This window comes from Bacillus sp. NSP9.1 (assembly GCF_000465465.2).
In the GTDB taxonomy this organism is placed as follows: domain Bacteria; phylum Bacillota; class Bacilli; order Bacillales; family Bacillaceae; genus Bacillus; species Bacillus sonorensis_A.
This window is the reverse complement of the sequence record NZ_CP048273.1, coordinates 1,822,160-1,834,502: the sequence shown is the minus strand read 5'-3', so window position 1 is coordinate 1,834,502 and position 12,343 is coordinate 1,822,160. Positions and strand designations below refer to the sequence as shown.

The following is a 12,343-nucleotide window of genomic DNA, read 5'->3' as shown; positions in this document are numbered from 1 at the left end:
GGCTTTTATATGTATCTACCAATACACATTCTCTTTGATTCTATGCTCCCCGTCGCCTTCTTTGATGATGACCGCGCTTCCTTGTTCGGGAATGGCGATAACCGCAAGCGCCGTATCATGGACATAGCTTGAGTTCCATAATTCATGAAGGGGGCGCTCTTTCAAAATATTCAAAAGCATTAAGATGAACACAGAATGGCTGACCAATAAAACGTTTCCTTCCCGGTGTTTTGCGCGAATCTGCTCAAACGCCCGCTTTACCCGTGTTTCAAAGACTTGAAAACTCTCCCCGCCGCTTGGAATATACCGTTCAGATGCTTGAAAGTAGGCTTCCAGCATGCCGGGATCTTGCTGTTTGATTTCGTCATACGTTTTTCCTTCCCAAGAACCCAGGCTGATTTCTCTAAAGATGTCGTCCTCAATAAACGGGATGGTGCGGTCCCCGAGTATCGCCCTTGCCGAATCGACTGCGCGCCCGCTGGTGCTCACATATGCCGCTTGAAATGGAATACTTTTCAGCTTCTCTCCGAGCGCTTTCGCATTGGCTAAACCCAAGGGTGTCAAATTAGAATTCGCCCAACCCTGCATTCTCTTTTCGATATTCCACTCCGTCTGGCCGTGTCTTGCCATATATAAAGTTAGCAAACAATCCTCTCCCATTTTTTTGATTCTCGCGTCCATTGTATGCTAACAACACGTCCAAAGCAAATATACAGAATATTCAAAACAACGTTTATTTTGCCGGGAGCATCAGCTATAATAGAAAGGCAAGACAACCAAGGAGGATACAGACATGAATCACGAAGCATTCTTACAGCGCGCAATCGATCTTGCAGTCGAAAGCGTAGAATCCGGAACAGGGGGGCCTTTCGGCGCTGTGATTGTCAAGGATGGCAACATCATCGCCGAAGGAAAAAACAATGTAACAACGAGCAATGATCCAACCGCACACGCGGAAGTAACGGCCATACGCCTGGCCTGTGAAGCAATTGGCGATTACCAGCTACACGACTGCGTTCTTTATACAAGCTGTGAACCGTGTCCAATGTGTTTAGGGGCGATATACTGGGCGAGGCCGAAAGAAGTGTATTTTGCCGCCAGGCATTCAGATGCCGCACAAGCCGGCTTTGACGATACGTTTATTTATGATGAAATCATGAAAAACCGGGCCGACCGGAAAATTCCTTTTTATCAAATGGAGCTTCACGCTAAACTTGAGCCTTTTCAGACGTGGGAAAACACGGATGATAAAATAGAATATTAATGTAAGGAGCTTTCCATTTTGGAAAGCTCCTTACCATTTAATCCGCTCATTCCTTATACCAGTCAAGCGCTTGATCTTCCGGTTCAAAATCAAGGCTTTCCGCTTTTCCATCCTTTTGTATCTCAAGCCTTACGGTTTTGCCTTGCAGTTTTTCGGGAGCCTCAGCTACATCTCTTTCAAAGTCGGATACTTTCTGATATGTTTTCTCCCCCGCTTCAGTCTTGATTGTGATATCGTGATCAGACTCGCTGACAAGCGTTGCAATGATGTGCTGTCCGCCGTCATCCTCGCGTTCATAGACGCCGTTTTGATCCGCTTTTGCCTGAGGCATCAGCTCCGCCTCTTCGGCCTCCTGTGCCTTGCCGTCCACTTCGACCTTGACAAGCTTCCCGATTAAATCATCGTGTGCCTCTTCACTTTTAAACTGCCTGCTTTTTGGAATGATCAATTCCCGGTCTTTGATTTTCAAGGTTATCTGGTCATCTTCTGCTAGAATAAGCTTTCCTATCAAATCAAAATCGGCTTCTGACCGTCTGTTTTGGTCATGGGAATACTTTCTTAAGTCACCCTGTTTTCGGTTCGCTGTTTCAGCGGATTTATGGTTGCCGTCATCCTCTTGTGCTCCGCCTCCGCAGCCTGCGGCAAGCGCGATGACGATCAGCCCGCCGAGCACAATTGCTTTTTTGATATGCTTCATATGCTGCTCCTTTCAATCTTGTTTTACTTTCATCCTCTAAAAAAGAAAGCAAACACTCCTGTTTGCTTTCCAGCTAAACGCCCGATTTATTTTACTTCAAGGCTGACATCTATATTTCCTCTCGTCGCTTTTGAATACGGGCAAAAATCGTGTGCGGCCTTGACGAGCTCCTCGGCTTTCTCCTTTTCAAGACCTTTGGCTGCGACGATCAGCTGGACGCCGAGCTTAAAGCCGCCGTCACTTTCATCTTTCATCAGGCTGACGCGGCCTTCCACTTCAGAGTCAAAGTCAATGCCCTGCTCTTTGGCGACATGTTCTAAAGCGCCGCCGAAGCATGCCGCATACCCCGCCGCAAACAGCTGTTCAGGATTTGTTCCCGATTCGCCTTCCTTTTTTTCATTCGGCATGACAATGTTGTAATCGAGAACACCATCATCTGATTGGACATGTCCAGATCGTCCGCCTTTTGCCGTTACTTTCGCTGTGAATAATGTCGTCATGATTCTTTCCTCCTTACGTTTTCCCTTACTCTTTATATTTCACAAAATCCGCTTTTTAAACATGCCGACAGCCTTTTTTAGTGAAATAATAGGAAAAGGACGAAAAATTTTATACAATGAAATGGAACAAAGAAAGAGTTGGTGAACCGATGACAAATGAATTCGAACATATGAAGCTTGAGAGGCAGCTCTGTTTCCTCCTGTATGCCGGCTCGCGCGAGATGACAAAACTGTACAAGCCGCTTTTGGACGAGCTGAAGATTACATATCCCCAATACCTTGCACTTCTTTTACTGTGGGAGCATGGTCAATTGAGCGTGAAAAAAATGGGTAAGCTCCTTTATCTCGATTCAGGCACGCTGACTCCGATGCTGAAACGAATGGAGCAGAGCGGCCTGCTGACAAGGGAGCGCTCCCATAAGGATGAACGCTCTGTGATCGTAAAGCTGACGGCAGACGGCAGAGCCCTCCGTGAGAAAGCAAGCTGCATTCCCGCTGACATGCTAAAACAGACCAAATTGACGGCTGAAGAGCTCAACGATTTAAAACATGCGCTTCAATCGCTCCTCGCCACATTGACGAAAGAAAATTAAGGCGCCTTCAAATATGAAGGCGCCCTTTTTTATGAAATGACCGCAAGACTCACTTCTATATTTCCGGAAATCGCTTTTGAGTACGGGCAGACTGTGTGTGCTTCGTGAACAAGTGTTTCCAATTCGGCTTTGTCAATATCCGCGCTCTTCACTTGCAGTGCGACGCCGAGCCGATATCCTCCGTCTGCTTCATCTTTCAGAAGGCTGACATTTGCCGTTACTTCTGTTTCGATGTGCAGGCGCTTCTTCTTAGCGGTTAATTGCAGCGCGCTGTCAAAGCATGCCGCATATCCGGCGGCAAACAGCTGTTCAGGATTGGTCGCTTTTTCTTGTTCTTTCGCTTTTATCGTGCCCGGCATGGCCAGCTCCAGCGCCAATGCGCCGTCAGAAGAGGTCACTTGTCCGTCTCTTCCTCCTTTGGCGGTTGCTTGAGCGGTAAACATCGGTTTCGTCATATTCATTCTCCTTTATTTTCTATTTTGCACAATTTAATTTTACAAAATACAATTGAATTGTGCAATAAAAAAACATCCCGCCCCTTTAGATGAGGCAGGATGTCCATATGTTAAATGCGGATCTGTCCATTTCCTTTCAGGATATATTTTGAGGATGTCAGCGCCTCAAGACCCATCGGGCCTCTTGCGTGGAGCTTTTGCGTGCTGATGCCGATTTCCGCGCCGTACCCGAATTCAAACCCGTCGGTAAACCTTGTCGACGCATTGTGGTAAACCGCCGCTGCGTCAACAGACGTTAAGAAAAAGCGGGCATTTTCCTCATTTTCGGTCAATATCGCTTCTGAATGCCGTGTTCCATAGCGGTGGATATGGCGGATCGCTTCATCGAGGCTGCGGACGGTTTTGATGCTTACGACAGGCGCCAAAAACTCCGTCTCCCAGTCAAGCTCGCCGGCGGGCACAGCCGAAGGAAGCAGCTCACATACCGTCTGGTCCCCTCTGATTTCAACACCTGCTTCCGCAAGCTTTTGCAGCAGGGCCTTCGATTTTTCCTCCGGCCAGTCTTCATGAATGAGCACTGTTTCAATCGCATTGCAGACGGACGGGCGCTGTGTCTTCGCGTTAATGACTACCCGCTCCGCCATATCAGCTTGCGCCGATTCATCGATAAAGATGTGGCAGTTGCCGGCCCCTGTTTCAAGTACAGGTACCGTCGATTCCCGGACAACCATATCGATGAGGTTTTTTCCGCCTCTTGGAATCAGCACATCGAGATATTCGTTTAATGTAAACAGCTGCTTTGCCGTTTCCTTGCGCGTATCTTCGATCAGCTGGACGGCTTCCTTTGGAAGCGCAGACGCTTCCAAAGCCTCCCGAATCACACGGACTAAAGCTTGATTGCTATTCAGCGCAGAGGAGCTTCCGCGGAGTACGCAAGCATTGCCCGTTTTCAGGCAAAGTGTTGCGGCATCAGCCGTGACATTGGGCCGCGCCTCATAAATCATCCCGACAACGCCGAGGGGCACGCGGATTTTCTCGATCAAGAGCCCGTTGTCTTTGCGGATTGTTTCAAGATTGTCCCCGATCGGATCATTCAGCGTCATGAGAAGGGTAATCGCGTCCGCGATGTCGCCGAGCCTTTTTGCATCAAGAGAAAGCCGGTCCAACAGCGCAGGTGAGAACCCTTTTTCTTTTCCGAGTGCAATGTCTTTCTCGTTTTCCGCCAAAATATATTCCTGATTGGAGCGAATCGCTTCCGCAATCAGTGAAAGCGCCTTGTTTTTCTCTTCCGTCGTCCGATGAACGAGCTCTTCGGCCGCTTTTTTCGCCTTTTTCGCTTTTTCGATCACTTCATTCATTTCGTTTCATCCCCTTATTCTTTTATGCTAATCCAATCATCTCGATGGATGACCTCAATCCCTTTATCATAATGAAATTCATCGCTTCGTTTTCCTTTTATTCGCAAGAGTTCTTCCGCTGAGTACAGCGTCTGGCCCTTGCCGGCTAACCCATTCGGGCCGTACACTTCTACGACCGCACCCTTTGAAAAATCTCCGTATACTTTGGTGACGCCAGCCGGGAGCAGGCTGCTTCCATTTTCCGTCATCGCCAGTTCCGCCCCTTCATCAATCAAGATTTTTCCTGAAACAGGTGAATGAAAGGCGATCCACTGTCTATGATTATTGACCGAAGACAGGTCTGATTGGCCGATATAGGTTCCGTCGCCATTCCCCTTTAAAATCTCTATAAGCTTTTCTTCACCGGCTCCTGTGCCGATAAATACATTGACACCGAGAGAAAGAGCGGTTTTTGCAGCTAAAAGCTTTGATTTCATTCCGCCCGTTCCGACTTTCGAACCGATCGATGTGGCATAGCTTAAAAGGTCTTCTGTAATGTCGGCGATATAATCAAAGCGGCGGGCATCAGGATGTTCGGCCGGATTTGCCTCATAAAGGCCGTTGATGTCCGTTAAAATGATTAATTTGTCAGCATGGATCAAACCGCTCACTAAGGCGGAGAGCATATCGTTATCACCAAATGTCAATTCTTCCACGGAAACGGAATCATTTTCATTAATAATCGGCACAAGCCCTCGCTCAATCAACTCCGTGATCGTCGCATATGCATTGCGGTAACGTTCCCTTTTGGCAAAATCATTTCGCGTCAACAAGATCTGTGCCGGCAGCAAATCATGCGCTGCAAACTGCTGAATATATTGCTGCATTAACAGGCTTTGCCCGACGGCTGCTGCGGCCTGCTTCCCCTTTATAGTAACCGGCCTTGCTGGATAGCCGAGCTGAAAAAAGCCGGCGGCGACAGCGCCGGAAGAAATAAAAATCACTTCGTGGCCTTCTTTTTTCAAAGCGGTAATCGCCCGAACATGGTCATGGACTTTCGCCTCATCTATCCCGCCTTTTGAGTCCGTTAATGAACTGCTTCCGATTTTGATGACAATCCGTTGTTTTTTCACGTTTCTTCCCTCCGAGATGATCCAGGCGGAAGCCAATAAAAAAAGCCCCTTTCGTCTTTAGAGAAAAGGACGAAAAGAGCTTTTTCCGCGGTACCACCTTCATTGAATGCGCAAAAAACTGCACATTCCGCTTTCCCCTGTAACGCAGGGTTTGCGCCTAGGTTTTTCCCCTAAGACTCCGAGGCAGGTTCGGCAGGTTTCATGTGGTGAAATGTTTCAGCATGTCATTTCACTCTCTTTCACAGAAAGGTCTGCTTACTGGTCCTCTTCAACGCTCGCTGATTTTTTATTATTATGCCCAGTAAAAATGCCGCTGTCAAGAGCTTTCTCACCGGCGATTTTTAATTAAAAACGATGGTCTTATTTCCATGAACGATAACCCGGTCTTCCAGATGCCATTTGACCGCTCTGGCAAGAACGCTTCTTTCAATCGTCCGGCCGATGTTTTTCAAAGCCTCCACATTATCTCTGTGGTCAACGCGTTCAATACCCTGTTCGATGATCGGGCCTTCGTCCAATTCGTTTGTGACGTAGTGGGATGTGGCTCCGATCAGCTTGACCCCTCTTTCATATGCGCGCTTATACGGATTGGCGCCGATAAAAGCAGGCAGGAATGAATGGTGGATATTGATGATTTTATTCGGATGCGCCGAAACAAACTCAGGGGTTAAAATCTGCATGTAACGGGCAAGGACGATGACATCTGCGCGATATTCTTCAAGCCATTTCAGCTGCTGTTTTTCGACTTCTTGGCGGATGTCTTTGTTTGCTTTCATATAAAGAAACGGAATATTCAGCGATTCAACGATCTCTCTGGCATCCTCATGGTTGCTGATCACCGCGGCGATCTCCGCCATCAAATTGCCGCTCTGCCATTCCCACAACAGCTCATGGAGACAGTGCAGCTCTTTGGACACGAAGATGACGACCCGTTTTAATTCGCTTGCGGGTGTGATGCTCCATGTCATTTGGAAAGACGCTGCGACAGATGCGAATGTTTCTTTCATCCGGTCGATTTTTTCGCGGATTCCCGCAGCTTCAAATTCGATTCTGAGAAAGAAACGGCCGCCTTCCGGATCTGTCGTATACTGGCTCGATTCAATAATATTGGCGCCGTTGTCATATAAAAACGCGGAAACGGTCGCGACAATGCCCGGCTGATCCGGACAGCTGACGAGCAGGCGCGCTTTCTCGTTATTGATTTCCTGATAATGCTCTAACTGTTGTTTCATATATGCTTTCATTTTGATTAAAACCCTCTTTGTCTTGTAATTCGTAAACTATCTCTTCATTATACTTGAGTTGATTGAAAAATCAATTTGTGTACGCCTATTTTATAACCGGGGACAGTTTTTAGCTGATCAGCTTTAATCCGACGGCTGCCCCCAATATAAGCGCGATAAAAAAGATGCGTTTGGCGTCTTTCGGTTCTCCGTAGAAAAGGATGCCGGAAAGCGTTCCGCCAACGGTGCCGATTCCGGTCCAAACCGCATAAGCCGTTCCCATCGGCAACGTCTCCATGGCAAGAGAAAGCAGGCAAAATGAGGAGGCAAACCCGGCAATCAACAGAAAGATCCATTTAAGCTGTTTATCTTGATGAAACTGGTTCATCATCGTCACACCGAGCATTTCCAAGACGCCGGCGGCGACTAAATAGATCCATGCCATCACGAAGCCTCTCCTTTCTCTTCATTAGTCACAAGCTTCAGCCCGATCACACCGCACAGCAAAACACCGATCAGTACAAGCTTGACGATGTCGGCCGGTTCATGAAACAAGATGATCTCGCACAGCACCGTTCCCGCTGTGCCAAGTCCGGTAAATACCGCATAAACGGTGCCGACCGCAAGCTTTTCACCGGCCTTAATCAAAATATAGAAGCTCGCAACGACGGCCGCCGCCGTCCCTGTCCATTCAATCGCTGTATCGGCATGCTTCAGCCCGATCACCCAGCAAATTTCAAACATGGCCGCCAGCACAACACTGCCCCATCTCATATTCGTTCCCTCCAATCATCATTTAGCAAACGAAAAAGCCCGGGTTATCGATGAAAACGATACTCCCGGGCTTTTTTCCCTCCGTGTGCATATGAACGAAGTCATATGTGTTTTCTCTCGGACCAGACCACATGCCGATGTGCGGAACCCTAGAAAACTTTAAGCGATATCATATTTTGCTATCTAGCATCATACCAAACGCATCATCCAAAATCAACTTTCACGCTTTCGGAATTCTTTCAGCAATGCCTGAATATGCGCCTGATGATAGCGGTTATGATCCGACAGATGCCAAATCCCCCAGCGGATCGTGGCAGCGCCTGTTTCATATGGAACCTTTTTCTGCAAGTCTGTTTCCGAAAACCTTTTAACGGTATGTTTCAATAATTCCAGCACCTCATCATACTGCTCGAGCAAAGCAGATAGCTGGACACCTTTTACGTCGGGCAACCGGCCGTTTTCATCTGTCATCGGTCCGTAGCGATCTTCAAGCTCCCTTGGAAACGCCTCTTCTCTCAATCTGTAAACCCAGCGGATGTCGACATTGATTAAATGATAGATCAGCTGGGCGATGCTGTTTTGATCGCCGCGTTCCCCTTTATATTCCAGTTCCTCCTGGCTGATGCCGGAGACGATCGATTTCAGCCGTTCAATATTTTCGTTGGCGGCAGAGAACAGAATTCCGGTGACAGGCGCCATCTGTTCATTTGTGTGTAAATCTTTTATAAATGTCATTCTGTCACTCCTATTGGTTTTCGTACTGAGAAAATCCGGCCCTTTAAATGAGTGGTATGTTTATGGAGCCGTTTTTTTGAAACCCTTTGCTTCAAAGACGGAAAGCAAAATCAGGCCGAGATAAGGAATATACGCTTCCGCCAGCATCGCTCCCGGTGAATTCCATTCAAGCCACTGGAACAAAACATGTACGCCCGCGATCAATGGGGGCAGTGCCGCCAGAAATTTCACTTTCATCCAAAAAGAGAGCAGGGCGATGACGATGAAGGCAACCGCCATGACCAGCCAGCGCCCAGAACCGTCAATCGTGAGAACCGGAGCGCCCCAGAAGCGGTCGAGCAAGATGATAGCCAAGATGGAAGAAAACATGAAAATGGAATAAATCGATATGTACACGGCCGTTCTTTTCTTTCCTTTAAATGCCGAAATGCGTCCGAGAACAGGTGTCATGATGATCCCGAGCAAAATGTAAAGCGGATAGCCTATCAGCGCATATGGCGAATAGTTGAGACTGCTGTTTACAGCATCATTGAAAATAAACAGGGAGATCGCCCCGAGCAAAATGAAAAACACCAGCCGTGCGTTCTCCCTCGGTTTTGTCGAAAGCTCTTTTGCGACCTCCTGTGCATATGCTTTCGGAGAGTCCCCGAAAATTTGCCGCACGCTTTTTCCTTCTTTTTCGCCTTCTGCTGCGTGAACCGTTAGTTCATCCATAATGCCTTTAATTTCTCTATCACTTTTTCCTTTAGATACCAAATACAGTCTCATATCATCTAAAACTTCCTGCATGCCTTTTGACAACACTTTTTTTCACTTCCCCTCAACCTTTTTGTCCAGCAATGCGTCTACGCTCTCAGACAGCGTTTTCCATTTCGTGATAAATGATTGGAGCTCCTCTTCTCCTTGAGGTGTAAGCGTGTAATATTTTCGCTTCGGCCCGCTCGCCGATGCTTTCAGCTCGGTTTTGACCCAATTCTCCTTTTGCATCCGCAAAAGAATCGGATAGATGCTCCCTTCGCTTATATCTGAAAAACCGTATGACGACAAAACCTTTGTCATTTCATAGCCGTAGATTTCCCCTTTCGAGATGACAGCAAGCAGACATCCTTCTAAAATCCCTTTCAGCATTTGCGTCGAACTCATCATATTCTCCCTTCGGTATCTTGTCATACAAGATACTTACACCTTACCACACACTATTTTGTTATGCAAGATAGCAGACGTAAAAAAAGCAGGCATGCCACATGCCCGCTTACGATATTATTGCAGTTTTCCAACACCGGCTTGTGCTTGTACAATCTCAGGCACATCGGCGGCATCGTCGATTTTTTCATAGAGCTCAGGCGTCCAGCCTACTGTTGTTTTGATCGACGCATCGTTCGCTTCATTATAAGCGGAGACAACACTGATTTTTTGATCATTCAGCAGCGTGTCTTGTTCATAGAGCTCGTCTCCTTTAAAGACCTTCATCAGCTTCTGCGGCTTTGTTCCTTCAGGCATCTCGAAGTAGTTGTCTTCCGCATATATTTTTGAAGAGTAGCCGACACCCCATGAATAATTGTAGTTTTTCGTGCTTTTAAAATAGTTGTTGTAGATGTGCACTTTACCGTAACGTACACGCGGCGCACGCTCTTTAATATTTTCGTACATGTTGTGGTGGAATGTCACTCTCAGATGGCCATTATCGGCTTTATAACTGTCGCTTGATCCAACAATCGTGTTTTTCGAATGACCTGCAAACACATTGTAGGAAACAGTGATGAAGTCAGACTGTTTTTTGATATCAAGCAGTCCGTCATGGTGCTGAAATTCGCGTCCGAAATAAGTCTCGGTTTCCTCATCAGGCTTATTTCCGTCATTGAATGAGCAATGGTCGATCCAGATATGCTTGGATGACTCGATTAACAGATTATCAAATTCAGAGTTCCAGTTCCCGCTGCTTCCGTCGGTCGGATCCCAGCCGGGGAAGAAATCATAGGCATTTTCAAACTCGATATTGCGGACAATGATATTTTCGACACCTTTGATATAAAGGCCGCCGCCGATGATTTTCGCATCATCGCCCAATCCGATGATCGTCGTATTGGAACCGACGCGAATGATAACGCGTTCTTTCTCGTTCTTTTCAGAGCGGAGTCTTGCTTCTTCAAGCTTTCCTGACGGTTCTTTTTTGCCCCATTTCTTCGGGTCATAAGCTTTCAAATACTCTTCAATGCTGTAGTCAGGATCTTTATAATCATCATAGCCCAGAGGCTTGTTTTGATCATCGACACTGAGATCAATCGTACCTTTCACATAGATGATTTTCGGCGTGTCATTCGTGCCGTTCTTGCTGTTGTTCCCTCCGAGCGCTTCAACAAGCTGCTTCCGGTTTTCAGCTGTGTACACATGGTCTGAAGAAGCGTCGGCACCGCCGGTTGTTCCATCTCCATATGCGCCCCAGCCGTCTTTGGCCCCCAATGTTTCTCGTCCGTGGTCTGCTGCTTGGACGGAAAAAGACGAGCCGAACATCAGCAGAGGAAAAATCATCATGCTACAAAAAAATTTTTTCAATACTTGCACCTTCCATCTAAATTTTTTCACAAAAACTAATATATTCTATAAAAATACATAAAACAACAGATTTTCCTCCTATTTTTTTCGTCATTTACCAAGAGATGTATGACGAATTCCCCAAGGACATAGTGCAAAACTTACCTAAATATGAAGGCAGCTGAAATGAAGATGATGGCAGATTGATTTTTCAGAATAATAAATAAAATTGTGGCTAATCGGTGAACGGAGATGTTTGAGCTTTTCCGCAGGTTAACTTGGTGAGTGTGATTCGAGGCGAGGAGCTTTCGGCTGAAGAAAAGCAATAAGGACGGTTCAACCGTCCTTACAAAAAAACGCCAAGACCCCGGCTGCTATTAAACAGGCGAGTGTTGGCGGCTTTGATTACCATGGCTTGTCTACAGCGAGGGCCTGAGCGAGAGCTTTGCTGTGCTTCCGGTGGCTTTTGCGTTCTTCCGCCCGCTGTTCGGCTGTTTTGTGCAGCATGATCTCTTCTTCCGTCTCCGGCTCGACCTGTGGAACAGGCTGGGGATTTCCGTTTTTGTCAAGAGCCACAAATGTTAAAAAGGATGTTGCCGCAAGCTTGCGTTCGCCCGTCAGCAAATGTTCTTTAATCACTTTCACAAACACTTCCATTGATGTTTTACCGACCCATGTCACATACGATTCAAGGCACACGGAATCCTCCTGCCGGATCGGCTCAAGAAAATCGACGGAATCCATTGAAGCGGTGACCGTTTCACACCTGGAATGCCTTGCTGCAGATATCGATGCAATATCGTCGATATAACTCATCAGCTTTCCCCCGAACAGTGTGTTGTGGTTGTTTGTATCAAGCGGAAACACCCGGCTTGTTTTCACAACTTTTGATTCCCGGCAGTATCTTTTTTCTGGTCCTGTCATGTCCATTACTCCTTTGATGTCTGATTGTTTATAAGGTGAATGTTCTTTATTAAACACTATTAGAATTCATTTGTCTAAAGTTTTTTATCCGGATACTTGTGAGATTTTCTTGCTAAAACGTTTATTTCCAATCTTGCGAAGGGAATAATGAAAGTATGAAAGGAAGATGGGGGAGA

At 46.8% G+C, this 12,343-nt stretch carries 16 protein-coding genes, 1 riboswitch and 1 other annotated feature; of the genes, 2 read left to right on the top strand and 14 right to left on the bottom strand.

The genetic code is table 11. From position 1 onward, the window contains the following. Positions 1 to 15: 15 nt before the first annotated feature. The gene (locus M654_RS09520) at positions 16 to 645 is read right to left on the bottom strand and encodes a histidine phosphatase family protein (RefSeq protein WP_026586681.1); all 630 of its coding nucleotides are present in this window, start codon (positions 643 to 645) and stop codon (positions 16 to 18) included. Between the two features lie 148 nt (positions 646 to 793). Between M654_RS09520 and M654_RS09515 the strand changes: the two genes are divergently transcribed. Further along, positions 794 to 1,264, top strand: coding sequence for a guanine deaminase (locus tag M654_RS09515; protein WP_026586680.1), 471 nt, complete (start codon positions 794 to 796; stop codon positions 1,262 to 1,264). A 46-nt stretch (positions 1,265 to 1,310) separates the two neighbouring features. On the opposite strand, the gene M654_RS09510 is transcribed toward M654_RS09515, so the two are convergent. Both M654_RS09510 and M654_RS09505 read right to left on the bottom strand, forming a co-directional pair. After that, entirely contained in the window at positions 1,311 to 1,961 is a 651-nt protein-coding gene (locus tag M654_RS09510; RefSeq protein WP_026586679.1) for a hypothetical protein, read from the bottom strand. Between the two features lie 86 nt (positions 1,962 to 2,047). Then, positions 2,048 to 2,461 carry an organic hydroperoxide resistance protein OhrB gene (locus tag M654_RS09505; RefSeq protein WP_026586678.1) on the bottom strand — a complete coding sequence of 138 codons (414 nt, stop codon included), beginning with the start codon at positions 2,459 to 2,461 and terminating at the stop codon, positions 2,048 to 2,050. 149 nt (positions 2,462 to 2,610) lie between these two features. Between M654_RS09505 and M654_RS09500 the strand changes: the two genes are divergently transcribed. Then, positions 2,611 to 3,054, top strand: a complete 444-nt coding sequence (locus M654_RS09500; RefSeq protein WP_026586677.1) for a MarR family winged helix-turn-helix transcriptional regulator — start codon at positions 2,611 to 2,613, stop codon at positions 3,052 to 3,054. Between the two features lie 29 nt (positions 3,055 to 3,083). Here the strand turns inward: M654_RS09500 and M654_RS09495 are convergent, their stop codons facing one another. From M654_RS09495 to M654_RS09445, 11 genes are all read right to left on the bottom strand, one after another. Further along, positions 3,084 to 3,509: an organic hydroperoxide resistance protein gene (locus tag M654_RS09495; RefSeq protein ID WP_026586676.1), complete on the bottom strand. Its 426-nt coding sequence runs from the start codon at positions 3,507 to 3,509 to the stop codon at positions 3,084 to 3,086. Positions 3,510 to 3,619: 110 nt separating this feature from the next. Continuing rightward, on the bottom strand, positions 3,620 to 4,867 hold the full coding sequence (locus tag M654_RS09490; protein ID WP_026586675.1) for a glutamate-5-semialdehyde dehydrogenase: 1,248 nt from the start codon (positions 4,865 to 4,867) through the stop codon (positions 3,620 to 3,622). Between the two features lie 14 nt (positions 4,868 to 4,881). Further along, positions 4,882 to 5,979 (bottom strand): glutamate 5-kinase, encoded by a 1,098-nt coding sequence (gene proB / locus M654_RS09485; protein ID WP_026586674.1) that lies wholly within the window; start codon positions 5,977 to 5,979, stop codon positions 4,882 to 4,884. 62 nt (positions 5,980 to 6,041) lie between these two features. Further along, positions 6,042 to 6,260, bottom strand: a binding site (T-box leader). Positions 6,261 to 6,320: 60 nt separating this feature from the next. After that, the gene (gene purU / locus M654_RS09480) at positions 6,321 to 7,223 is read right to left on the bottom strand and encodes a formyltetrahydrofolate deformylase (protein WP_026586673.1); all 903 of its coding nucleotides are present in this window, start codon (positions 7,221 to 7,223) and stop codon (positions 6,321 to 6,323) included. A 109-nt stretch (positions 7,224 to 7,332) separates the two neighbouring features. Then, positions 7,333 to 7,647: a DMT family transporter gene (locus M654_RS09475; RefSeq protein WP_026586672.1), complete on the bottom strand. Its 315-nt coding sequence runs from the start codon at positions 7,645 to 7,647 to the stop codon at positions 7,333 to 7,335. Continuing rightward, positions 7,647 to 7,976: a DMT family transporter gene (locus M654_RS09470; protein ID WP_026586671.1), complete on the bottom strand. Its 330-nt coding sequence runs from the start codon at positions 7,974 to 7,976 to the stop codon at positions 7,647 to 7,649. The genes M654_RS09475 and M654_RS09470 overlap by 1 nt, the downstream gene beginning before the upstream one ends. Before the next feature lie 60 nt (positions 7,977 to 8,036). After that, positions 8,037 to 8,140, bottom strand: a riboswitch (guanidine-I (ykkC/yxkD leader). Positions 8,141 to 8,189: 49 nt separating this feature from the next. Beyond that, positions 8,190 to 8,711 (bottom strand): DinB family protein, encoded by a 522-nt coding sequence (locus M654_RS09465; RefSeq protein WP_035428028.1) that lies wholly within the window; start codon positions 8,709 to 8,711, stop codon positions 8,190 to 8,192. A 60-nt stretch (positions 8,712 to 8,771) separates the two neighbouring features. Continuing rightward, entirely contained in the window at positions 8,772 to 9,479 is a 708-nt protein-coding gene (locus tag M654_RS09460; RefSeq protein WP_236251224.1) for an HAAS domain-containing protein, read from the bottom strand. A 42-nt stretch (positions 9,480 to 9,521) separates the two neighbouring features. Continuing rightward, complete coding sequence (locus tag M654_RS09455; protein ID WP_026586668.1) at positions 9,522 to 9,854, bottom strand: PadR family transcriptional regulator; 333 nt, start codon at positions 9,852 to 9,854, stop codon at positions 9,522 to 9,524. A 117-nt stretch (positions 9,855 to 9,971) separates the two neighbouring features. Then, complete coding sequence (locus M654_RS09450; RefSeq protein WP_051290405.1) at positions 9,972 to 11,243, bottom strand: pectate lyase family protein; 1,272 nt, start codon at positions 11,241 to 11,243, stop codon at positions 9,972 to 9,974. 405 nt (positions 11,244 to 11,648) lie between these two features. Next, complete coding sequence (locus tag M654_RS09445; RefSeq protein ID WP_026586666.1) at positions 11,649 to 12,167, bottom strand: acyl-CoA thioesterase; 519 nt, start codon at positions 12,165 to 12,167, stop codon at positions 11,649 to 11,651. Positions 12,168 to 12,343 lie beyond the last annotated feature (176 nt).